Origin of the sequence: Bradyrhizobium sp. BR 10261, assembly GCF_019455395.1 — a bacterium.
Classification (GTDB): Bacteria; Pseudomonadota; Alphaproteobacteria; order Rhizobiales; family Xanthobacteraceae; genus Bradyrhizobium; species Bradyrhizobium manausense.
In genome coordinates this window covers 1-22,899 of sequence record NZ_JACOFQ010000036.1, presented here as the reverse complement: position 1 = coordinate 22,899, position 22,899 = coordinate 1, and the positions used below count along the sequence as shown (strand labels likewise).

The window sequence follows — 22,899 nt, the reverse complement described above, 5'->3', positions numbered from 1 at the left end:
CCTGCGTTACTTGTTGAGAAGCTCTGCGACCTCGGCCTTCAGGAAGGCCCGGTCGCGCGGATTGCTGACGGGATTGCCGGCGCGATGGCCGTGCAGCGACGGGATCGGATGCAGCGTAGCTGATTTTGCGTTGACGAGGCGGCCGAGCTCGTCCTCATTGTCGCGCACGTCAAAGTAACGATCAGTGGCGCCCGGCATCAGCAGCATGTGCGCCTTGATCGCCCCGAGCGCGCGATCTAAATCGCCGCCGAAGGCAGCACACCGGCTGATATCGCCAGTCTGCCAGATACTGATCTGCGCCAGCAGATCGTTGGCATCGCGCCGGGCGAAGGTCGCGTCCCAGGCGCGGACGAGATAGTCCTCGAGCGAAGTGAAGCCGGCCTCACGCCAGAGCTCGTCGCGATAGAAGCCGTGAGACATCGCCCAGCCGGCATAGACGCGCCCCATGGCGCGATAGCCGGCAACGGGCCTTTCGACAAAGCGGCCGTCGCGGAAGGCGGGATCGCCTGATAGCGCAGCCTTCACGGCTTCCAGAAACACGTAATTGTAGGGCGCGCATCGCGCGCTACCGCAGACGACCGCTGCTCGTTCGACCATGTCCGGGTGAAGCGCGGCCCAGTGATACGCCTGCATGCCGCCCATCGACCAGCCATAGACCAGCGCCAGCTTCGTGATGCCGAAGCGCTCGGTCAGCAGGCGATGCTGGACCGCGACGGCGTCGTGATAGGTGAGCTGCGGGAATGGTCCGTTGCCGGAGTTCGATGGCGACGACGACAGACCGTTGCCAAACAGGTTCGGGATGATGATGAAATAGCTGTTGGGATCGAGCACGCCATCGGACCCGATCAGCCACTCGGTGTCGAAATGCTGCGCGCTGAATGAGGTCGGATAGAGGATGACGTTGTCTTTGGCCGAATTCAGCGCGCCATAAGTCTTGTAGGCGAGGTTCATCGCGGGGAAGACAGCGCCGGACTGAAGCACGAAATTGCCGGCCTCAAAGATCTCGTAGTCGCGCCGCCCGGTCATGCGTCCTATTCCCGCTCGCACGGCGACAACACGCGCCCGCCAAAGCCACGATGCATTGATCGTGCCGGAGCAGCAAACGCATCGTTGCGTCGCGCCGAATATCTGTACTTATAGTCCAGTTAATGGCGTTAGGCAATGGCATTCCGGCCGGCTCAGGCGATGGCTCTCATGTACCGCTCGACCGAGGCCGCGAAGGCGGCCTTGGCACCGCCAGCGATGTTGCGACCCCACCAGGCGCCGTAGATGCGGTCGAACGCGAGCGGCGCGACCGCAGCCGCAATCCGCCGTACCGCGGCGGCGTTGAGCGGCATGTAATTGGGATAAGAGTACATGAAGCTGACGAAGCGGCGATCCATCGTCACTTGCGCGATATCGCCGGTCAGAAGTGCGCCCTTGCCACCGGCGCCGCGCGCATCATGCAACATGGTGGCACCGGCGAAATGGCCGCCGGTCCGCAACAGCAGCACATTGTCAGAGATGCGGTGCTGATCGCCGGTCCAGTGCACGATGGACGGATGCGGCCGAGTCACCCATTGGCGGTCGTCGGCATGCAGATAGACCGGCACCCCGCCGAACGCTTCGCTCCAGTCCGCAAGCGCACCATAATAATGTGGGTGCGAGATCGCGATCCCTGTCAGGCCGCCGCGCGATTTGACATGGGCGACCGCCTCCGGCGTTGCCAGCGGAATGCAGTCCCACATCACGTACCCACCGCCATCTTGGACCAGCAGCGCGCGCTGGCCGATCGCAAAGCTCGGCTCGAGCGCGATGCCGGTCAGGCCGAGATCGTCGCGCCAGACGAGGCGGTGACGCTCTGCCAGCGTATCCCGCGTGAGGAAGGCCTGACCTTTCCAGTTCACATATTGACGCTCATCTTCGCAGATCCGGCAGGACGCGGGCGGCTTTCCGGTGTCCGGAAATTGCGCACCGCAGGTTTCGCAGGTCCAAAGGGGCATGGCGTGGATCCGGAACGAGAGTGGACACCGATGAGGTGACGTTGCGTCCCGCCAATTGCAAGTCCGGAGGAACCAACGCGGTTAGCGCATGTTACTTTTTGGACCGCTCCGGCACAAACAGTCGGCCATTTCCACCTGCGCGAGACCTCATGCGATCGGCAGCATCACGTTCAGCGTTTCGATGACATCGCGTCCCTCGCGCATCTGGCCCCTGTTCGCCGTCAATTTCTTCATGGCGGACATGCAGTCCGGCATCGGCCCATTCGTCGGCGTATTCCTGCAAGAGCGCGGCTGGACCACCGGCTTGATCGGCACCGCGCTGACGATCGGCAATGTCGCGGGCATGCTGGTGACGACCCCGATCGGCGGCTTTATCGATTCCAGCCACAACAAGCGGCTGTGGGTGGTCATTCCCGGAATCTTCGTGGTCCTTGCCTCCGCCATCATCCTGATCTCGCAGAATTTCTGGGCGGTGACGTTTTCGCAAGTCGCGCAATCGCTGGCGAGCGCTGCGATCGTGCCGGCGGTGACTGGCATCACCCTCGGCATGGCCAAGCAAAAGGGTTTCAATGCGCTGAACGGGCGCAACCAGGCCTTCAACCATGCCGGCAACATGGTCGGCGCGGCGCTGTCGGGCTATCTCGGCTACACCTTCGGCTACGTCGCCGTGTTCGTGCTGGCGGCCGTGTTCGGTGCCATCGCGATCGCCTGCGTGCTGATGATTCCCGCCAAGGCGATCGACGACCGTCAGGCCCGCGGCAGCAAGGAGGATGAGAGCAAGAATCCGCCGGATGCCATGTCCGTCCTCCTCAAGCACAAGCCACTCCTCGTGCTGGCGCTCGCGCTTGCCATCTTCCATCTCGGCAATGCAGCCATCGTCCCGCTCTATGGCCTTGCGGCGGTGGCCGAACGTCAGGCCAACGGTCCGAGCTTCGTCGCGACCACCGTCGTCATCGCGCAGGGCGTCATGGTCGTGACGTCGCTGGTTGCCATGCACGTCGCGGGAAAGCGCAACTACTGGCCGGTGATCCTGGTCTCCTTCATGTTCTTACCCGTCCGGGGCGTGCTTGCGTTCTTCGTGACGGGATGGTGGGGCGTGGTCCCGATGCAGATATTGGACGGGATGGGCACCGGATTACAGACGGTCGCCGTTCCCGGCATGGTCGCGCGCTCGCTGGACGGCACCGGTCGCATCAATCTCGGTCAAGGTGCCGTCATCACCGTGCAAGGCGTCGGCGCGAGCCTGAGCCCCGCGCTCGGCGGCTGGATCGCGCAATGGATCGGCTACGGCCCGACGTTTTTGCTGCTCGGCGGTTTCGGCCTTGCGTCGACGGCGCTGTGGCTGGCCTTCGGCGCGCACGTGAAGAAGTATTGAGCTGGCGTCCTCTTCTCCGAAAAGAAACGCCTCACGCCCCAAAGTTCTTCTGGATCGCCTTGTCGAGCGACTCGCCCCCGACGAAGCGCTGGCGCAACTCGCGCTTGAGCAGCTTGCCGCTCGGGTTCTTCGGCAGGCTATCCACGAAGATCACGCGCTTCGGCACCTTGAAAGACGCCATCTGGCCGGCGCAATGCTGGATGACGCTGTCCTCATCCAGCCTCTCACCACTCTTGACCACCACGATGGCCGTGACCGCCTCGATCCAGCGCGGATCAGGCAGCCCGACGACGGCAACCTCGGAGACCGCGGGAATACGATAGATCATCTCCTCGACCTCGCGGCTGGCGACGTTCTCGCCGCCGGTCTTGATCATGTCCTTGACGCGATCGACCACCGTGATGTGGCCCTCTTCATCGACGGTGGCGAGATCGCCGGAATGAAACCAGCCACCGGTAAACGCCGCCGCGGTCTTCGCGGGATCATTGTAATAGCCCGACAGCAAATGCGGCGAGCGGTGCACGATCTCGCCGACCTCGCCAACCCCGACGTCCTCCATCGACGTGTTGACCACCCGCGTCTCGACATTGAGCACGGGCTTGCCGGCCGAGCCGGCCTTGCGCAACTGGTCCTCCGGCCGCAGCACGGTCGCGAGCGGCGCGATCTCGGTCTGGCCGTAGAAATTCCAGAATTTTACCGCGGGCAGGCGGCGCTGGAGCTCAAGCAGCACCTCCACCGGCATGATCGAGGCGCCGTAATAGCCCTTTTGCAGCGTCGACAAATCGGTCTTGTCGAAGTTCGGCGAGCGCAGCATCGCGATCCAGATCGTCGGCGGCGCGAAGAACGATGTGATCTTGTGTGCCTGGATCAGCGCCAGGATGTTGTCGGCGGTCGGCTTGCCCGTGATCACGCCGGAGGCGCCGAGATAGATTTGCGGACCCAAGAACACGTCGAGCTGGGCGCAGTGATAGAGCGGCAGGGCGTGTAAGAACTTGTCGTCCACGCTCATGCCGCCGTCGATGATACAGCTGACATACTGCCACATCACCGCTTCATGGGTCAGCATCGCGCCCTTGGGCAGGGATTCGGTGCCACTGGTGTAAACGATCTGTGCGACATCGCGGCTATCGACGGAGGCCTCGAGGCCCGAGCCGTCAGCAAGAAGCAGACCGTCGAAGGTGGCGAGGTCCGCAGGCGCCGTGGCGGGATCCTCACCCGGCAGCCAGATCATTTTTTCGACCGCGCAATCCTTGGCTGAAGCGGCGCGGGCCGGCTCGACGAAATCAGGGCCAGTGGCCAGCAGCTTGGCGCCGGAGCTCTTGAGGATGAAATTGATCTCGTCCGGATGAAGCATGAAGTTGATCGGCACCAGCACCGCACCGATCCGCGCCACGGCAAAGCGCAGCGCGGCAAAGGCGTGGGAATTCCGTGACAGCACGGCAACGCGATCGCCCTTCTTCACGCCAAGCCCGAGCAGGCCGCGGCCGAGCCGGTTGCAGACCGCGTCCATCTCCGCGAAGGTCCAGCTCACGCTGCCGCAGCTCACCGCGAGCTTGCTCGGCTCGCGGGCCGCCGATCGGCGGAGGAGATCGCCGATCGAATGCTCGCGCGCTTTCGCGATGGTGGCTCCGATGTCGTTCGACATGTTCGTTCCCCCGCAATCCGTTATCCGCGTAGATGCCAGCCTTGACCGCCGCCAGACTCTTGCGTTTACGCGCTTTTTCGAGTTCGCAAGAAAACTATTCGGCGTAACTGGCCACGTCAAATCGGACGGTGATTGCACCGGCCGGAAAAAGCGAGCGAGCGCTCTCTCGGAAAATTCTGGCGTGCCCCCTTTCCGGACTGCCACTCTCTGCGCTAGGAATAACGATAAGGGTGCAAAGCCCACGCCTGGGTCAATAACAACGTCAAAGGTCCGGGAAGACATAAGGGGAGGCAGCGTGAACCTCGCGCGCCGACGACCTTGGACGAATGCGTTCTCGACAGAAGCGCTGTGCACGCGCATTCTGGAACGTCATCGCGACTCCATTCGCGTGCAGAAGCCGCGGCTCGCCATCGCAAATTTGACACGCATCATCGGCGCCACCCTCGCGCTCTCCAACAAGCAGGGCTTCCACGCCACCACGCTGCGCCAGCTTGCGGAGGCGTCCGGCCTCAGCATGGGCGGCCTCTATACCTATATCGACAGCAAGCCCAGGCTGCTCTCGATGATCCTCGGCGAGGTCGCGGCAACGGCGACCGAGGTTCTGACGGCGCCTCCCGACGACGTCAGGAATGACGCCAACAAGCACCTCGGCTGGATCATCGCGACTCACATCCGCATGAGCGAGGCGATGCAGCCCTGGTTCGTGTTCGCTTTCATGGAAGCGAAGTCCTTCCCGCCGGCAGAACGCCAGCGCGCGATCGACATGGAAGCCACCACCGAGAAGATCATCGCCGATGTGCTCCGGCAAGGCGTCGCCAGCGGCGCCTTCACGATCGAACATGTCGGGCTTACGGCGTCGTTGATCAAGCCGCTGCTGCAGGACTGGTACGTCAAACGCGCCAAATACCGCAAACGCGGCACGTCGATCGACGGATATATCGACGGCGTCGGCAATTTCGTAAGCGCCGCCTTGTCGCGCGGAAACCGCAGCAGCGGACGAATGTCCGCCGGGGTTCGCCCGAGGCCAAAGCAAATGGCGCAGCCATAGAACGCAGGAAGGACCGGACGATGAAGCGCTTCCGATTCAGCCAGCAAGAGATCGTCTTTGCGGTCTTTGCATTGCTGTTCCTGGTGTTCTCGATCTTCCTGAACGGCTTCCTGACGGCCGACAACATGCTGACGCTGCTCCAGAACGTGGCAGTGCTCGGCATCCTCGGCCTCGCCATGGCGATCGTCGTGATCGGCCGCGGCATCGACATCTCGCTGATCGCAGCGCTCGCGGTGCCCCCCGGGCTCGTGCTGCAAATGGTGCAGAACGGCCATTCACTCCCCTTCTCGTTACTGACGGCCGTCCTGATCACGATCGCCTTCGGCCTCGTCAATGGCTGGCTGATCGCCTATGCCGAGGTGCCATCGCTGTTTGCGACGCTCGCAACGGGCCTGTTGCTCGCAGGCCTTGGGCAAGCCGTGCTGTTTCAGCTCGACGTCGTGCAATGGAGTTCGGGCATGGACGGCTTCGAACGGCTCGGACAGGGCACTATTCTCGGCATTCCCACCTCGATCGTGATGTTCGCGATCGCCTGCATGGTGGTCGCATTCCTGCTGCGCCAGACGCGCTGGGGGGCCTACATCTACGCGATCGGCGATAATCCTTACGCCGCACGTGTCACCGGCATTCCGTCCCGCCCGATCATCGTGCTGCAATACGTGATCGCGGCCCTGATCGGCTGTTTCGCAGGTCTCGTGATGGCCGCATCGGTCAATTCGATGCCGACGCGCGTTTTCAACTCGACACTGATCTACGACGTGATCCTGGTGGTCGTGCTGGGCGGCATCGGCCTCTCCGGCGGCCGCGGCGGCGTGCTGAACGTCATCATCGGCACGCTGCTGATCGGCACCATGCTCAATGGCATGACCATCATGGATATCTCCTACGCCGGGCAAAATCTCATCAAGGGCGTTGTGCTGTTGCTCGCCGTCATCACGGACTCCTTCCTGAATCCACGCAACGAAGAAACGGCACAGCAGGGCGACATCTGAACGATCAACAGCAACGACAACTACAACCAAGGAGGAAGCAATGAAGATCTTTGGCAACTCAACCAGGGTACCCCTCGCCGCACTGGCTCTCACCGCGCTCACCGGGCCGGCGCTCGCCCAGCAGGGCCTCGACGAGCCGTTCCAGAAGCCGTTCAAGGAGGCGCTCGCCGGCAAGACCGTGGCCTATGTGCCGGTCGCGATGAACTTCGACCTCACCGAGGGCTGGTATGCCGGCCTGAAGAAGGAGCTCGAGCCCTATGGCGTCAAGTTCGTGATCCGCGACGCCAATTGGAACACCAACGCCGGCGCGCAGGCCGTGACCTCGCTGATCTCCGAGAAGCCGGCGGTGATGGTGGTGCATAATCCTGACGTCCAGACCTACGCAAAACTGCTCCAGCGCGCAGAGAACGAGGGCATCTACGTCATCCAGATCAACATGGGCTCGGCCTATCGTAGCTCCGCCTTCGTCGGTGCCAACTGGGTCGAGATCGGCGAACGCCAGACCGAAGGCGTGGTCAAGGCCTGCGAGGGCAAGTCGAACAAGATCGCGATCATCCAGGGTGCGCTGTCGGCCGCCGCGAGCGCCTATACTCTCAAGGGCGTCGAGAACGTTCTCGCCAAGCATCCCGAGATCAAGGTGGTATCGAGCCAGGCCGCCGATTGGGATGCCGCCAAGGCCAAGGCGATCACGCAAACGGTGCTGAAGCAGAATCCCGATCTCTGCGGCATCGTCGGCTTCTGGGACGGCATGGACATCGGCACCGCAGCGGCCGTGAAGGAAGCAGGGCTCACCGGCAAGGTGTTCTTGGCGACATCGGGCGGCGGCGAACGCAAGGGCGCCTGCGAGCTGGTGAAGTCGGGCGCGTTCGACCTCAACTTGAGCTACGACGTTCCGACCCAGGCCACGCAAATGGCCGGCACGATCAAGTGGCTGCTGTCCTCGGGCGCCAAGCCCGGCTCGATCAAGGGTTCGGAATACACCACGCTGATTCCGATCACCAAGGAGAACGCCGACAGCCAGACCGCCTGCTGGAATCTCAGCGACCTCAAGAAATAGTCCGCGCCAGGGCTCGCGGTCCCCGGGATCCATGCCCGGGGACCGTGCCTCCCGATAGTTTCCATGTCCTGCTGGAATGCCGATGCGCGACACAATCACAAGCCTGCGTTACCGCTACTGGCCTGATCATCTTCTCGGCGAAATCCTGTCCAAACGATGGACCGAGACAGCCATCCCGGTCATCCTGCTCCTGATCGTCGGCTTTGCGTTCAGCCGGTCCATCGACAACTTCCTGTCGCCGGCGAGCCTCGTCGACACCGCGCGCCAGGCCGGCGAGATCGGCTTCATTGCGCTCGGGCTTGCCCTGGTGGTCATCGTCGGCGGCATCGATCTCTCCGTCGGATCGATCTTCGCACTGACCGATTTCTGCGCGCTCTATCTGCTCGACGTCGCGGGCTGGCCGGTTCCGGCGGTTGTGATCGCTACGCTGCTGTGTGGCGCGCTGCTTGGCGCCGTCAACGGCATTCTGGTCGGATATCTGCGACTCCGCGCCTTCATCACCACGCTGATCACGCTGATCATCTACCGCTCGGCCTATGACCTTTTGATCCAGCGCTATTCCAACGCGATCGCCTCTGCCTTCCCCGACATCCCGTCCTGGGACTTCATCGGCTCCGGCTCTGTCTTGGGCATTCCCACCGTGGCGCTCGCCTATATCGCCATCGCGATCTTCGGCCACATCTTCATGACCCGGCTGCGCCCGGGCTGGCATATCACCGCGATCGGCGGCTCGCGCCGTTCGGCCTACAATTCGGGCATTCCCGTTCGCCGCACCATCGCGCTCTGCTACGTCGCAAGCGGCGCGCTGACCAGCGTCGGCGCGCTTTTCTTCGCCTCCCGGCTCGGCACCGTCGGCGGCGACATCGGCGTCGGCCTGGAGGTGATCGTTCTGACCGCGACCGTGCTCGGCGGCATCACGCTCGGCGGCGGCAAGGGCTCGGTCGCCAAATCGGCAGTCGGCGTGCTGATCGTGCTGCTGATCACAAATGGTCTGACGACGATGAACGCACGCGGCGGCGTCAACCGCATGGCGCTCGCGGGCATCCTGCTGGTCGCCGCCATGGTGGACATCCGCTGGCAGAAGAACCGGACCCGCATCATCAGCAAGGTCTATGTCGCCCCGACCTATCACGAATTGCCGCCTCCACCACCGACCGAGATCGGGCAAGGCGGCCCATTTGAGCAGAACGACAAGCTCCGTGATGTCGAGGCGATCGGCCTTGGCCGCATCGAGGCGCCGGAAGACGTCATCCTCGATCGCCATGACAATCTCTATGCCGGCTCCCGCCACGGCGACATCATGCGCTTCCTCGCGCCCGACTACCAAAAGATGGAAGTGTTCGCTCATATCGGCGGCCAGCCGCTCGGCATGGCCTTCGACCGCGAGGACAATCTCTATGTCTGCATCGGCGGCATGGGGCTCTATCGCATCAAGCCTGACGGCACCGTGGAAAAGGCGACCGACGAGACCAACCGCAGCCTACGCTCGGTCAACGACGACAGCCGCCTGCGCCTTGCCGACGACCTCGACATCACCGACGATGGCCTGATCTTCTTCTCCGAAGCGACGGTCCGTTACGAGATGGACGAATGGCCCATCGATGGCTTAGAGGCGCGCGGCAATGGCCGCATCATCTGCTACGATACCAAGACCGGCACAACGCGTACCGAGCTGCGCGGACTCAAATTCCCCAACGGCATCTGCGTCGCCAGCGACGGCCAGTCGATCCTGTTCGCCGAGACCTTCGGCTGCTCGATCAAGCGTTACTGGTTCGCCGGGCCGAAGAAAGGCGCGGTCGAGGTCGTCATGGACAACCTGCCTGGATACCCCGACAACATCAACCTCGCCTCGGACGGCAATTACTGGCTGGCGCTGGTCGGCATGCGCAGCCCCTCGCTCGACCTCGCCTGGAAGATGCCGGGCTTCCGCCGCCGCATGGCCAAGCGCGTACCAGTCGATGAGTGGCTATTTCCCAACATCAACACCGGCTGCGTGGTTAAATTCAATGAGCAGGGCAAGATCCTCGAATCGTTCTGGGATCTGCACGGCGAGAACCATCCGATGATCACCTCGATGCGCGAGCATCGCGGCTACCTCTATCTCGGCGGGATCCTCAATAATCGGATCGGCCGTTACAAGCTCGACAACGCCGATCCGAACTTCGTTCAGTATGACAAGAGGTGGGGGAAGCAGTCGTGATCGCGGCCGTCAGAGACTTCGCCAACCGTTTTCTCGGACGCGGCGACGCCACCATCACCGTGCCGTCCTTCGACGGCGCGTTGAAGCCGAACCAGAAGCTGGAATCGGCCGAAACTTTGCTGACCTGCGAGCTACCTGCGGATCTTGCCACTGACGGCAACAAGCTCTTTATTGCAGACGGGCGAAGGCTGTTGTCGCTGGACGGCGGCTCGGCCTCGGAATTGCGCCGCTTCGAGCAGCCAATCTCCGCACTCTGTGCCCTCCCCGGCGGCGGCCTCGCCGCCGCGCTCAGTGGGCGCGAGGTGCGTGTCTACGAAAGCCCCTCGGCCGAGCAGCCGAGCGTAACCTTTGCCGACGCGGCGTTCAATGCGATCAATGCACTGGGGCTGGCGGAGGACAATGCGCTGATTGCGACGGACGGCTCTGCAACATGCAGTGTCGACGATTGGGCACGCGACCTGCTTGAGCTCAACCGGAGCGGCCGTGTGTACCGGCTCGATCCCGGCAGCAGGACCGTGACGCGCTTGGCCCAAGGCCTCGGCTATGCCTTCGGTGCCTGCGCGCATGGTAACGCCATGCTGGTCAGCGAGAGCTGGCGCCACCGCCTCGTTCTTGTCTCGCAAGGTGCATCGCCGAAGATCGTGCTCGCTCACCTGCCCGTCTATCCATCACGGCTGTCGAAAGCCTCGGGCGGAGGCTACTGGCTCACCGCCTTCACCGCGCGGACCCAGCTTGTCGAGTTCGTGCTGCGCGAACCCGGCTATCGGCGCCGCATGATGGCCGAGATCGCGCCCGAGCATTGGGTTGCACCGCGGCTGCGTTCCGGGCGCTCGTTCAAGGAGCCGATGCAGGGCGCGCACATCAAGACCATGGGCGTCATCAAGCCGTGGGCGCCGCCGCGTTCATATGGCCTCGTCATCCGTCTCGATGCCGACGGCCAGCCGCTCTATTCGCTGCACAGCCGGGTCGACGGCATCAATCACGGCGTCGTCGCGGCCGTCGAGATGGGCAGCGATCTCGTGCTGATCGCCAAGGGACCGGGCCGCATTTTGAGGCTGCCGCTTGCCGGCCTTGCCGAGGAGTTTCGGACATGAGCGACATCGCACTCTCGCTGCGCAAGGCAACAAAGCTCTATGCCGGCGTGCCCGCCATCGACGGAGTCGACTTCGATCTGCGCCGCGGTGAGATCCATGCGCTTGTCGGCGAGAACGGTGCCGGCAAGTCGACCCTCACCAAGGTGATGGCGGGCGTGGTGACGCTGACCTCGGGGACCATGACAGTCGATGGCGCCGAGGTCGCGCCGAAGACACCGCTTGAGGCGCGCAATCTCGGCATCGCCATGGTGTTCCAGGAGAACAGCCTGGTACCAACCATGACGGTGGCGCAAAACCTGTTTCTCGGGCAGGAGAAGTTTTACAACCGCCTGCGGGGGATCTACATCGCCGCGCAGCAGTTCCTGCAATCGCTCAATTTCGACGTGACGCCGACCGCCACCGTCAGCGGCCTTGGCGCGGCGAAGAAGCAGATGGTCGAGATTGCGCGCGCGGTGCTGCACCGTGCCAAGGTCATCATCTTCGATGAGCCGACCGCATCGCTGACCCCGGAAGAAAAGAAATATTTCTTCGACCTCGTCCGCGATCTCAAGAAGCGCGGCGTCTCGATCGTCTTCATTTCGCATGCGCTTGAAGAAGCGCTGCTGCTCGCCGACCGCATCACGGTGCTGCGCGACGGCAAGCATGTGGTCACCGACGATGTCGCCAAGTTCGATCGCGCGGCCATCGTGCAAGCCATGGTCGGGCGCGACCTCTCCAACACCCTCTACGGCGCGCGCAAGAACAGCGTGCGTCCGGCCGGCGTGCGGGTGCTCACGGTGCAGAATTTAAAGATGGCACCGATGGTGAAGAACAATTCGCTATCGGTGTTCGCTGGGCAAATTACCGGCGTGTTCGGCCTCGTCGGTGCGGGCCGCACCGAAACCTTCAAGATCGTCGCCGGCGTCCTCAAGCGCGACTTCTTCCATGGCGGCGAGATCCTGCTGCACGATCAGCCGGTGCGCTACCGCGTGCCGGCGCCGGCGGTGAAGGCCGGCATCGCCTATGTCACGGAGGACCGCAAGGTCGAGGGCTTCTTCGAGACGTCTTCGATCGCGCGCAACATCTATCTCGGCCTGTTGTCGAAGTTTCCGCGGGGCCGGATGATGCTGTCGCGGCGGGAGACGGATGCGGTCGGCAAGACCTGGATCGAGAAGCTCAAGGTTCGCGCCATCGGCGATCAGGTCAAGGTGGTCGAACTGTCGGGCGGCAATCAGCAGAAGGTGGTGATCGCGAAGTCGCTGGTGCAGGAGCCCGACTTGATCGTCTTCGACGAGCCGACCCGCGGCGTCGATGTCGGCGCCATCGTCGAGATCCACGAGTTGATCAACCGGCTCGCTGACGAGGGCAAGGCAGTGGTCGTGATCTCGTCCTATCTGCCCGAGATCATGGCGCTGTCCGACCGCATCCTGGTGTCGCGCCAGGGCAAGGTGGTGGAAGAGTTCTCCGCGCTGGAAGCGACGGAGGAGAAGATCATGTACGCGGCGATCCACTGAGGGCGCTTACAGCTTGTGTCCCTTCTGGCGCAGCGCCTCGATCAGGCGCTGCTTCAATTGGTCGCCGGCCTTCTGGCTGACATCCTGGGCGATCTGCGTGCTCGCCTGCGCCAGCGCATCGGACTGCGCCAGGAATTTTTGTCCGGCCGGCTGGGCGTAGAATGCCTCGATCTGGCGCAACTCGTCCAGGGTGAAGCTTGCGGCATAGATGGCGGCGATCTGGTCGATCATCGCGTTGAAGAGCGGGGGGAAGATCTCGGCCCCCGGCGCCGTCATCGCGTCATAGTCGCGCTCGATCTCCGGCCTTTCCTGCGTCACCACCGGCCGCAGCTTGAGCAGCAGCTGCGGCAGCTGCGCGCGGTATTGATCGGCGATCTTCAGCGTGACCACGAGCTTGCGCGCCGCATTCATCGCCTCGGGCGACGGCGCTTGCGCGGAAGCGCGGCCAACGAGGAGCAGGAGGACACCGATGACCGTCAACAAACGTCTGGACATGGATACCTCTCCCCTCAGCGGCGCGCCGGCGCGGCGGCGGTTGCGGCAGGCACGATCTCGACGGCGGCGGTTTGGGGCTCTTCGACTTCCGACACTTTCACGAAGAGGTTCGGCACACGCTCGGCCCGATCGAGCAGCCAGGCGACGACGATCATGATGATGATGCCGAGGAAGGAGACCGCGAGCTGCTCCCAGACGCCCTTGGTGTATTGCGTCAGGATCCAGTGCGCGGAGAACGACAGGAACACGCCGAGACAGAAGATCGGCAGTGAGTGCTGGCCGCAGAGGATGATCGGACGCAGCCAGGAGGTATGCAGCGCTTTCCAATGGCGCGGCAGGAAATGTGTCACCCAGATCGCCAGCGCCAGGAAATGCGTGAAGCGCAGCATGTCGAGGTCGGTCTTGTCGATCGGGTAGATCGCCTTGATCATCCATTTCGGGATCATGGCCTCGAGCGCGGGGATGTGCCAGGTCATCACGATGATAAAGGCGAAGACGAGCCAAGCCGCGGCCAGCGTCATTGCGGCCCTCGACCATACAAACCGGCTGATCTTCTCGATCTGGCCGATGCCGCACCAGGCGGCGAACACGAACATCAGCTGCCAGCAGAACGGATTGAAATACCAGGTCGTGCCCGGCGGGTAGGAAGCAACGTTCCAGTCGAACCAGCGCGACAGCACGTAGAGCACCACGGACCCCGCAAGCGTCAGGTTCGGCAGGCGCACCAGGCACCAGACGATGAAGGGCGAGGCAAATATCAGCGTGATGTAGAGCGGCAGCACGTCGAGATTGACCGGCTTGTATTTGAGCAGGATCGCCTGCCCGATCAACTCGTCCGGATGCGCCAGGAAATTGAAGACGTTGAACTCGTGCTCGTACATCGGATTGTCGAAGCGGCGGGCGGTGCGGGCGATCTGCGCCGTGAACAAGAGGAACAGCATGATGTGGGCGACATACATTTCCGCCGTCCGCCGCCACAGCCGCTTCAGTGCGGCAAGGAACCAGCCGCCGGCGATGATCGGCCCGTAGATCCAGCCGACCAGATAGCCTGATATGAAGACGAAGAACTCCGCGGCGTCGCTGAAGCCGTAATTGCGCAGCGTCAGCCAGGCCACGACGTCGTGCGGGATGTGATCGAGGAAGATCATCCACAGGCCGATTCCGCGGAACACGTCGAGCCGCAAGTCGCGCTCGATCGGAGCCAACAGTGCTGCCTGATCCCGTATGCTCATGGCCCCCGCCTCGTCGGGTAGGCGTAGCGCCATCGCGGCGCCGGCAAAATCGGATGCTAAAAAAGATCAATCAAAAGGTCACCTAACCCTGCGGTTAGAGCGCCAACGGTAACCGACCTTGGCGTCCGCGCAAGGGACTTTGTCGTCACAGTGCGTCGGCAGCGCGGGCAAAGCTCGAAACAACCCCATGCACAGTAGCTAAACCATTGCATACCTTACAAAAATCGCTCGACCCGTCGGGCAAACCGGCGGCAAGCGCGTTTGTCCGCCTCCAGGCGAGCCGATCACCCCCAGCGAGCATGCGATGCAGCATCGCCTCAGCCTTCTCCCGCAGCGGCTTCGCGATTTCGATCGGGGTTTGGCGCGAGTCCTCGATGACATCAAGGCACGGGCCGGCATTTTGCCGGCCCGCTTTTCCGTCCGTCAGGCGATGGGTTTCGCAAGAGCTCACCCCCTCCAGCCAGCTCGCTAGCGAAGGCCGCCGGTGACGTGAAGTGTCTCGCCGGTGACGTAGGACGCATCGTCCGATGCGAAGAAGGCCACCGCGGCGGCGATCTCCCCGACCTTGCCGATGCGGCCAAGCGGGGTGGCGGATTCGATCCAGTTGCGCATGTCGCCCTCGTGCAGGCCCGCCGACACGACGCCTTCGGTTGCGATCATGCCGGGATTGACGGCGTTGACGCGAATCTTGCGCGGCGCGAGCTCCTTCGACAGCACGGCGGTGATCGCATCCACCGAGGCTTTGGTCGCGGTGTAAACGGCGGTGTTTGGCGGTGCGATGGTCGATACGCCGGAGGAGATGTTGATGATGCTTCCGCCATTGGCGTTGAAGTGCTTCGCCGCTTCACCCGAGACCAGCAGCAGGCCAAGCACGTTGAGGTCGAAATGCTTGTGGAAATGCTCGGGCGTGATGGCCTCGAGCGGGGCGAACTCGTAGATCCCCGCGTTGTTGACGAGGATGTCGATCGCCCCGAACGCCTTCACGGTCTCCGCGACAACGTTCTTCACGTCCTTGGCGTCGGCCAGATTGCCCTGGACCGCGACGGCTTTGCCACCCTTGGCGATGATGCCGGCGACCACGCGGTCGGCGGCCTGCTTGCTGGAGCTGTAATTGACGGCAACCGCCGCGCCCTCGGCCGCAAGCCGGGCGGAGATTTCGGCACCTATGCCTTTGGATGCGCCGGTCACCAGCGCAACTTTACCTTCGAGTCTCTTGGTCATCGCATGTGTTCCATTGTTCGGCGGGATGCCGATATTCCATCGTTCAATACTAGTGAACTATTGAACTCGTTCAAGGGGCCTGCTATATTTTTCGGCATGGCACAGTTCGTTCATCCGGCGCGGGAGGAGATCACACTGGCGGGGGTGCTCGGCGCGCTCGCGGATCCCATGCGGCTGCGTATCGTCAAGAGTCTGGCCGCGCAGAAGGATTGCATGTCGTGCACCGAGGCGGCCCCTTGCCCCGATATGGCGAAGTCGACCCTGTCGAACCATTTTCGCATTCTGCGGGAGGCCGGCCTGGTCCGGACGTCAAAGCAAGGCGTCCAGCACCGCAACGTCCTGCGCGAGGAAGACATCAACGCGCGATTTCCGAAGCTGCTCAAGATGATCCTGAGCTTTCCGGACTGAGAGCATTCGCACAGAAGGCGGAGGCGTGGTCGCGCGCAGGATGGGCTGAACTCTCGCGAGACCGTCCTGCGCCGTCGCATGTGGAGTGCGCCACCCTGAACGTCGCGCTGATGAATGCAACGATGATGAGCGCCGTGAAAATTGCAGAGGGGATCCCGCAGAATAGTGCGCGGTTTAGCAGAACCGCCCTGCGTTGCAGACGCGAGAGGTCTGCTTTGAGGTAAGATTTGGAGTCGTCCCCGTCACTGACAACGTGCAGAAACTGCGCCCGGTCGACGACGCGATTGATCCCGGAAACAAGCACCGAAATGAAGGCCGCGACCGCACCCAACAGAAAAGCCGGCGCGGCAACAGCGGCTATGATGCCGTTGAGCTGGTTTACCGAAGGCGTCACTATCGGCAACATTTTCGACCACCCCTTGTCGGTAAGTTGACCGCCTGACTCTCGTCACACACAATCAACCCGGATCATTGCGCGGGACTCGTGCTCCAACTTCATCGTAGCGCGCGAGAAAGGACTTCACTTGCTGGTCCGCACCGTAGAGGCGCATGAGACCAGAGCGGTAAGCCTCGCCAATCGTCAACGCGTTGTTGGCGATCGCTCGGATCACCTCCTCGCCGGATATGATCACCAGCTCGCCAGCCTGTGGAGCCGACACGTGGACCCGCGCTTGCAAGTCGCCTTGATCGGGCACGAACCGCGTCCACAACATCGGCTCGATCAGGAGGAGGGAGAATTCCGGCCCCGGCATCTCGCCCGCAATCTCGTGCAATTGACGTCCAAGTCGCTCGATGCTGCGGACGGTGGCGTGATAGCCGAACAGGTCCGGTCCGCGGCGAACGGAAGCTCCCGCGGGTAGCCGCCTGTCGGCGACTGCCGTCGAGATCGCCCCGATCACGTGCAGTGCATCTGGGTAGATCCAGTTCAGAGCGCCGCGCGCGAGCGAAACATCGTCGTGGTAACCGCAGGCCGCAGTTTGGGATGGCGCCCAGGCAGCGCAGCCCAGCAGCAGAACGAAGACGCCGAGCCGGTGCTTCTGCATGACACTCATCATCTCGCACCTCGCGCTACTTTGCCGGGCTGTACCAGATCGGTGACGTAAAGGCGCGCTCCGTGACCTTCATGGCGGTCCCGGGCAGCGGCGTGACGCCATAGCGCTTCGCGTCGTAGGCGGTCCAGCGCGGGGTCGGGATCTCGATCACCCGGCCATAGTAGAAGGCCGGCTGGGTGGGATCGAACTCGGGGTCCTTCCACACCGTGATCAGCTCGGGCGCACCAATCGTGTTCGTCCACGTTGCGTTCGCCACGTCCACCGTATCGCCCACCGGCGGCAGCTTGCCGTCGCTGCCGGGCTTGCGATCTCCGGACCAAGCGACGTCGTAGACCTTCTCACGCACGCTGCCGTCCTTGTCGAGCCAGCCCTTGATAATCTGATAACGGTCAAGGTTGGCGCCGATCGGGTCCTTGAGCGCGGCGACCAGGAACGTCGGCGCCTTTCCTGCCGGGGCTCCGCGCAAGTCACCGCCCATCGGCACGCCCTTGGTATAGCCGACCTGGGCAGGCAAACGATTGTCCGCGTCCTGAGGCACGAAATCCCAGCCGCCGAACAAGCGCACGATCATGCGGGTGCCCGTTGTAGAGTACGTCTCCTTGCGTTGCATGGCATCCCAAATGGAGGTGCGGGTGTTCTCCTTCGCCCACACGGCGGCATAGCCGGCGGCGCCGACCTCCCAATCCATGATCTTCACGCCGGTTGCATTGTTGTCCACGAAGACACCGCCGATCCGATGCGGGCTCGGCTCCTGCGGAACGGTCTTGCCGAAGAAGTTGTTCTCCTCCATCGCGGTGAGGGAGGTGTGGGCATCGCTGCCGCTGACGAGGCCGAACTTGTAAGGGTTGACGCCGAGCCGCTGCTCGAGCTTAAGGCCGTTCTTGTAGGCTGAACGCACATACTCGAACTCGAGCATCTCCTTCTTCTTGGCGACGCTGCCGTCGAGGTTACCCTTGTCCCAGATCTCGAAGGCGGCGAACTCGTCGTTGGGCGACAAATACGGATGGGACTCTCCGGTGCCTTTGGTCTGCGTGGCCTCATAGAGCCGCTCCCACTTTGCGCGCTGCTAACTGGCGCCCCTTCTCATGGTAGGCGGCTTGCTGAGCTGGCGAGAGGTTCGGAGGCATCTGAAAATTGCCGTAAGCGTAGAGTTGCAGGCACGCGATGTAGTCCTTGTTTGACAACCAGCTCCAGTCGGTTGCGGACGCGGGAGCCGCCAAGGCGAGGCTGGCGGTGGCGGCCAAAGCAAGCAGGGTGATGCGAGAGACTTTCATGTTGCGTCCTCCAAAAGATATGACCGCGCACCGTGCCGGTCATCCGGGAAGCACGCTAAGGGAAGTCCAAACGGCAGACCGTGACCCTGCTCACGCGGGAGCGAGGCGATGGCTTCGCTGTTTCGAACGGATCCCGCCAACGAGTGCTGGTACCGGCTCCCCCGTCAGGCTATCGGTTTCGCAAGAGCTACGAGCCGAGGTTCGACATGAGCGCTGCCATCTTCGAAAGACACGATGGTATCTGGCTGAACGAGCCGAAACGCTGGACCGCGCAGGGCGACAGCCTCGAGCTCGTCACCGACAAGGCCACCGATTTCTGGCAGAAAACGCATTACGGCTTCCGCCGCGACAGCGGCCACTTTCTGGGCTTTCCGACCGTGGAGGCATTTACGGCCGAGCTGCGCATCCAGAGCGATTTTCGGGAACTCTACGATCAAGCCGGCATCATGGTGCGCGCGGATGCGGAGCATTGGATCAAAGCCGGAATCGAATTTTCGGACGGGCGCGCGATGCTCTCGAGCGTCTTGACCATTGGGCAGTCGGATTGGGCAACAGCGCCCTATGAGCACGAGGCCGGCGATTTCTGGATGCGCGTCACCGTCGCCGGCGGCGTTCTGCGATTGCAGGCGTCCGCTGACGGCAAGACCTGGCCGCTCGTCCGACTGGCTCCGTTCGCCGCGGCGCGATCCTACCTCGTCGGGCCCATGGCTTGCACACCGGAACGCGAGGGATTGCCGGTCAGATTCAGCGGATTTTCGCTGAAGCCGCCGCTCGGCAAGGACCTGCACGATCTCAGCTAGCGGTTGCTCGCGGCGACAGCCGTCGTAACGATGACGATGGACCCGTGAAATCTGTTCGAGAAACAAGCCGTCGCAGCTTCCGCCGCAAAAACAAAAATGGCCCGCATCAAGCGGGCCATTTTCGTATCGGAACCGGTGAAGTCCGAATTTGGTTGCGGGGATAGGATTTGAACCTATGACCTTCAGGTTATGAGCCTGACGAGCTACCGGGCTGCTCCACCCCGCGTTAAACCGTTGCGCGCCTTCGCAAGTCTGCCGGGGACGGTGGATTGAGGGCCAACGCGGTGCGCGTGGCTTGCTTCTCCCGTCCCGAAGGCTTCCCTGGAAGGCAACCCCGGGGCCAAGCCCGTCGGGTGCGGGCGGTATGTACCAACCCGGACCAGCTTTGGAAAGGGCTGTGGGGACGTTTTTTTCGACTTTATGACAGCTAACGGGCGCGGATTCCGGCCGATTTGCCGCACACTTGCCAGAAGTTCCACAAACCGCCAGCTTGCCGCAACAAAACGGCGGCGAAACGCCGGAGGAGGAGATTCCGGGTTCGATGCTACGCATCGCCCCGGAATGACAAAAGGGGGGAATCAATGACTGACGCATTCGATTTCATCGTGGTGGGCGCGGGCTCCGGCGGCTGTGCGGTGGCGGGGCGGCTGTCGGAGGATGCGGCGACGTCAGTGGCGCTGCTCGATGCCGGCGGGCGCAACGACAGCTGGCGGATCACCACGCCATTCGGGCTCGCCCTGCCGTACAAGACGGCCAATTGGGCCTTCGATACGGTGCCCCAGAAGGGCTTGAACGGCCGCATCGGCTATCAGCCGCGGGGCAAGGGCCTCGGCGGCTCCTCGGCGATCAATGCCATGGTCTATATCCGCGGCCACAAATCGGACTACGACCACTGGGCCTCGCTCGGCAATCAAGGCTGGTCGTATGCGGACGTGCTGCCCTATTTCAAGCGCTCGGAGAACAATTCCGACTTCGACGGCGAATATCACGGCAGGGGCGGCCCGCTGCATGTCAACAGGCTTCGCTCGGACAATCCGATCCATGAGATCTTTCATCAGGCCGCGCGCGAAGCGCAGTTCCGCATCCGCGAGGACTTCAACGCAGAGGATCAGGAAGGCCTCGGCAGCTATCAGGTGACGCAGCACAGGGGCGAGCGCTGGAGCGCGGCGCGGGCCTATGTGAATCCCCATCTGGGCAAGCGCAGCAATCTGCGCGTCGAGACCGGGGCGCACGCAACGCGCATTCTGTTCGAAGGTGGGCGCGCGGTCGGCGTCGAATATGTGCAGGGCAAGCAAAAGAAGCAGCTGCGCGCGCGCCGCGAGGTCATCCTCGCCTCCGGCGCGTTCCAATCGCCGCAACTCTTGATGCTGTCGGGTATTGGCGATGGCGATGCGCTGGGCAAGCACGGCATCGGCGTCATCAGTCATCTGCCGGGCGTCGGGCGCAATCTGCAGGACCATCCGGATTTCGTGTTCGTCTACGCCTCCGACTACCCGCATTTCGTTCACGCCTCGCTCGGTCGGTTGCCATCCCTGCTCCGCGGCATCCAGCAGTACCGCAAGGAGAGACGTGGCCTGATGACCACCAATTTCGCCGAATGCGGCGGCTTCCTGAAGACGCAGGCCCACCTCGAGGTGCCTGACATTCAGCTCCACCTCGTCATCGCGATGCTCGACGATCACGGCCGCAAGAAGCACAAGGAGCCAGGTTTCTCATGCCACGTCTGCCTGCTCAGGCCGAAGAGCCGCGGCAGCGTGTGGCTGAAAAGCGCCGATCCGCTCGCTGCACCGATGATCGATCCGAATTTTCTGGGCGAAGCGGAGGATCTCGAGGCGATGGTCGCGGGCTTCAAGACCACGCGGCGCCTGATGGAGACGCCCGCGCTGCGCGCACTGCAGAAGAAGGACATGTTCACGTCGGATGTCCGCACCGACGACGACATCCGCAACGTTTTGCGCAATCGCGTCGACACCGTCTATCACCCGGTCGGCAGCTGCAAGATGGGCACGGATGCGATGGCCGTGGTCGATCCGAAGCTGAAGGTGCATGGCGTGGACGGTTTGCGCATCGTCGATGCCTCGATCATGCCGACGCTGATCGGCGGCAACACCAATGCGCCAACCATTATGATCGGGGAGAAAGCGGCGGATATGATCAAGGGAGAGATGCGGTAGAGCGAAGCCCGCGATCTCCGCCGGCGTCCCGGCCCCCGTGCGCAATTGCGCGCCAGGCCGGGACGACGCCTAAGACATTTTCTTTACTGACCTCAAATAAACCTGAAACGAACAACACCCCTCAGCCGCCGGAGCCACAAAAAATACGGACGATTTTAGCGATCTGAAACCGGAACGATCGGTTTGGCGTTCATACGCTCCATTGGCAGGGCTTCGCTCATGAACAGTTTCGATCTCGCCGTCTATGCGGCGCTCGCAATTGCCATCGGCTTCGGCTTCAGGACCGGCCTGATCGGCAGCGCCATGACCATCCTCGCTTATCTGCTCGCCGCCCCCATCGCTGTCGCACTGATGCCGCTGATCGTGCCGCAGGTCGCCGGCAATCCGAACGCGCCGCTCGTTCAAAACTGGATCTGCTTCTTCGGCATCTTCATCGTCGTCGGCATGCTGTTCGGCTATATCGGCCGCCTCGCGCTGAGCGACACCATCCGCGAGGCCGGGATCGGCGACCGCGTTGGCGGGGCCGCGCTCGGCGCCGTCAGGGTCGGGCTGGTCGCCACCACGCTGGTGCTGGTGTTCGACCAGGTCGTGCCAGCCAACCACCAGCCGCCCTTCCTCGCCGGCTCGCATCTGCGGCCGCTGTTCTCGGCGGTCGGGCAGATGGGGTTCAAGTCGCTGCCGCCGGAGGCCGCCGAGACGATCGACCGCCTCAAGCAGGAGCGGCGCATCTAGTGCATCGCCGCAGCCGGCGCCATGCATTTTGACGCCGGCATTTCCCTTATCAGCGGCACTGATGTTGGCTAGAGTGCCGGCCATCCAAAACCTGCTTGCTATTTCGGGAGTGAAACAGTGGATCTTGGGATCAAAGGTCGCCGCGCCATCGTCTGCGCATCCAGCAAGGGCCTGGGGCGCGCTTGCGCCTTCTCGCTGGCCGAAGCCGGCGTCGACGTCACGCTGACCGCGCGCGGCGCGGAGGCGCTGAAGAAGACGGCCGACGAGATCCGGAAGGCCTATCCAGATGTGAAGGTGACCGAGATCGTCGGCGACATCACGACGCCTGCGGGGCGCGAAGCCGTGCTCAAGGCCTGCCCCGAGCCTGATATCCTGATCAACAATGCCGGCGGCCCGCCGCCCGGCGATTTCCGCAATTGGACCCGCGACGACTGGATCAAGGCAATCGACGCCAACATGCTGACGCCGATCGAGCTGATCAAGGCGACCGTCGACGGCATGATGGCGCGCAAGTTCGGCCGCATCGTCAACATCACCTCGGCCGCAGTGAAGGCGCCGATCGACATTCTCGGCCTCTCCAACGGCGCGCGTGCCGGCCTCACCGGCTTCATCGCCGGCCTGTCGC

General features: G+C 63.0%; 21 protein-coding genes, 1 tRNA gene and 1 pseudogene. 12 read left to right on the top strand and 11 right to left on the bottom strand.

The window, feature by feature from the left end:
- Positions 1-6 precede the first annotated feature (6 nt).
- Positions 7-1,026: an alpha/beta fold hydrolase gene (locus HYH07_RS31105; protein WP_220006048.1), complete on the bottom strand. Its 1,020-nt coding sequence runs from the start codon at positions 1,024-1,026 to the stop codon at positions 7-9.
- Between the two features lie 152 nt (positions 1,027-1,178).
- Positions 1,179-1,982, bottom strand: a complete 804-nt coding sequence (locus HYH07_RS31100) for an MBL fold metallo-hydrolase (RefSeq protein WP_220006047.1) — start codon at positions 1,980-1,982, stop codon at positions 1,179-1,181.
- A gap of 181 nt (positions 1,983-2,163) precedes the next feature.
- Between HYH07_RS31100 and HYH07_RS31095 the strand changes: the two genes are divergently transcribed.
- On the top strand, positions 2,164-3,357 hold the full coding sequence (locus HYH07_RS31095; protein WP_220006046.1) for an MFS transporter: 1,194 nt from the start codon (positions 2,164-2,166) through the stop codon (positions 3,355-3,357).
- A 31-nt stretch (positions 3,358-3,388) separates the two neighbouring features.
- Here HYH07_RS31095 and HYH07_RS31090 read toward each other — a convergent pair whose 3' ends face one another.
- The gene (locus tag HYH07_RS31090) at positions 3,389-5,002 is read right to left on the bottom strand and encodes an acyl-CoA synthetase (protein WP_220006045.1); all 1,614 of its coding nucleotides are present in this window, start codon (positions 5,000-5,002) and stop codon (positions 3,389-3,391) included.
- Here HYH07_RS31090 and HYH07_RS31085 point away from each other — a divergent pair.
- The 6 genes from HYH07_RS31085 to HYH07_RS31060 all read left to right on the top strand — a co-directional run bounded on the left by HYH07_RS31085 (position 4,989) and on the right by HYH07_RS31060 (position 12,886).
- Complete coding sequence (locus HYH07_RS31085; protein WP_312016710.1) at positions 4,989-6,050, top strand: TetR/AcrR family transcriptional regulator; 1,062 nt, start codon at positions 4,989-4,991, stop codon at positions 6,048-6,050. The two genes, HYH07_RS31090 and HYH07_RS31085, sit on opposite strands and share 14 nt — an antisense overlap.
- A 20-nt stretch (positions 6,051-6,070) precedes the next feature.
- The gene (locus HYH07_RS31080) at positions 6,071-7,042 is read left to right on the top strand and encodes an ABC transporter permease (protein ID WP_057746325.1); all 972 of its coding nucleotides are present in this window, start codon (positions 6,071-6,073) and stop codon (positions 7,040-7,042) included.
- A 40-nt stretch (positions 7,043-7,082) separates the two neighbouring features.
- A complete protein-coding gene (locus HYH07_RS31075) occupies positions 7,083-8,099 on the top strand; it encodes a sugar ABC transporter substrate-binding protein (RefSeq protein WP_057746322.1) in 1,017 nt (338 codons plus the stop codon).
- A 76-nt stretch (positions 8,100-8,175) separates the two neighbouring features.
- Positions 8,176-10,299, top strand: a complete 2,124-nt coding sequence (locus HYH07_RS31070) for an ABC transporter permease subunit (RefSeq protein ID WP_220006044.1) — start codon at positions 8,176-8,178, stop codon at positions 10,297-10,299.
- Positions 10,296-11,393: a hypothetical protein gene (locus HYH07_RS31065; protein WP_220006043.1), complete on the top strand. Its 1,098-nt coding sequence runs from the start codon at positions 10,296-10,298 to the stop codon at positions 11,391-11,393. Before HYH07_RS31070 ends, HYH07_RS31065 begins: the two co-directional genes overlap by 4 nt.
- On the top strand, positions 11,390-12,886 hold the full coding sequence (locus HYH07_RS31060) for a sugar ABC transporter ATP-binding protein (protein WP_220006042.1): 1,497 nt from the start codon (positions 11,390-11,392) through the stop codon (positions 12,884-12,886). Before HYH07_RS31065 ends, HYH07_RS31060 begins: the two co-directional genes overlap by 4 nt.
- A 6-nt stretch (positions 12,887-12,892) precedes the next feature.
- On the opposite strand, the gene HYH07_RS31055 is transcribed toward HYH07_RS31060, so the two are convergent.
- From HYH07_RS31055 to HYH07_RS31045, 3 genes are all read right to left on the bottom strand, one after another.
- Entirely contained in the window at positions 12,893-13,381 is a 489-nt protein-coding gene (locus tag HYH07_RS31055) for a DUF2059 domain-containing protein (protein WP_220006041.1), read from the bottom strand.
- Positions 13,382-13,395: 14 nt separating this feature from the next.
- Entirely contained in the window at positions 13,396-14,613 is a 1,218-nt protein-coding gene (locus HYH07_RS31050; RefSeq protein ID WP_220006040.1) for an OpgC domain-containing protein, read from the bottom strand.
- Positions 14,614-15,081: 468 nt separating this feature from the next.
- Positions 15,082-15,834, bottom strand: a complete 753-nt coding sequence (locus tag HYH07_RS31045; protein ID WP_220006039.1) for an SDR family NAD(P)-dependent oxidoreductase — start codon at positions 15,832-15,834, stop codon at positions 15,082-15,084.
- 96 nt (positions 15,835-15,930) lie between these two features.
- Here HYH07_RS31045 and HYH07_RS31040 point away from each other — a divergent pair, with 96 nt between their 5' ends.
- Complete coding sequence (locus HYH07_RS31040; protein ID WP_057746303.1) at positions 15,931-16,242, top strand: helix-turn-helix transcriptional regulator; 312 nt, start codon at positions 15,931-15,933, stop codon at positions 16,240-16,242.
- Here the strand turns inward: HYH07_RS31040 and HYH07_RS31035 are convergent.
- The 4 genes and pseudogenes from HYH07_RS31035 to HYH07_RS31020 all read right to left on the bottom strand — a co-directional run bounded on the left by HYH07_RS31035 (position 16,214) and on the right by HYH07_RS31020 (position 18,568).
- The gene (locus HYH07_RS31035; RefSeq protein WP_220006038.1) at positions 16,214-16,648 is read right to left on the bottom strand and encodes a DUF2721 domain-containing protein; all 435 of its coding nucleotides are present in this window, start codon (positions 16,646-16,648) and stop codon (positions 16,214-16,216) included. The genes HYH07_RS31040 and HYH07_RS31035 overlap by 29 nt on opposite strands.
- 52 nt (positions 16,649-16,700) lie before the next feature.
- Positions 16,701-17,297 (bottom strand): hypothetical protein, encoded by a 597-nt coding sequence (locus HYH07_RS31030; protein ID WP_220006037.1) that lies wholly within the window; start codon positions 17,295-17,297, stop codon positions 16,701-16,703.
- Positions 17,298-17,310: 13 nt separating this feature from the next.
- Positions 17,311-18,357: pseudogene (locus tag HYH07_RS31025) on the bottom strand (DUF3604 domain-containing protein); the annotation flags it as partial.
- Complete coding sequence (locus tag HYH07_RS31020; RefSeq protein WP_220006036.1) at positions 18,332-18,568, bottom strand: hypothetical protein; 237 nt, start codon at positions 18,566-18,568, stop codon at positions 18,332-18,334. The pseudogene HYH07_RS31025 and the gene HYH07_RS31020, both read right to left, overlap by 26 nt.
- A 206-nt stretch (positions 18,569-18,774) precedes the next feature.
- Between HYH07_RS31020 and HYH07_RS31015 the strand changes: the two genes are divergently transcribed.
- Positions 18,775-19,368: a DUF1349 domain-containing protein gene (locus HYH07_RS31015; RefSeq protein WP_220006035.1), complete on the top strand. Its 594-nt coding sequence runs from the start codon at positions 18,775-18,777 to the stop codon at positions 19,366-19,368.
- Positions 19,369-19,517: 149 nt separating this feature from the next.
- Here HYH07_RS31015 and HYH07_RS31010 read toward each other — a convergent pair.
- A tRNA-Met gene (locus HYH07_RS31010) sits at positions 19,518-19,594 on the bottom strand.
- A gap of 355 nt (positions 19,595-19,949) precedes the next feature.
- Here HYH07_RS31010 and HYH07_RS31005 point away from each other — a divergent pair.
- From HYH07_RS31005 to HYH07_RS30995, 3 genes are all read left to right on the top strand, one after another.
- Positions 19,950-21,542 carry a GMC family oxidoreductase gene (locus tag HYH07_RS31005; protein ID WP_220006034.1) on the top strand — a complete coding sequence of 531 codons (1,593 nt, stop codon included), beginning with the start codon at positions 19,950-19,952 and terminating at the stop codon, positions 21,540-21,542.
- Between the two features lie 219 nt (positions 21,543-21,761).
- On the top strand, positions 21,762-22,274 hold the full coding sequence (locus HYH07_RS31000) for a CvpA family protein (protein WP_220006033.1): 513 nt from the start codon (positions 21,762-21,764) through the stop codon (positions 22,272-22,274).
- Between the two features lie 117 nt (positions 22,275-22,391).
- Positions 22,392-22,899, top strand: a 508-nt coding sequence (locus HYH07_RS30995; RefSeq protein WP_220006032.1) for an SDR family NAD(P)-dependent oxidoreductase, incomplete at its 3' end; no start/stop codon positions are given.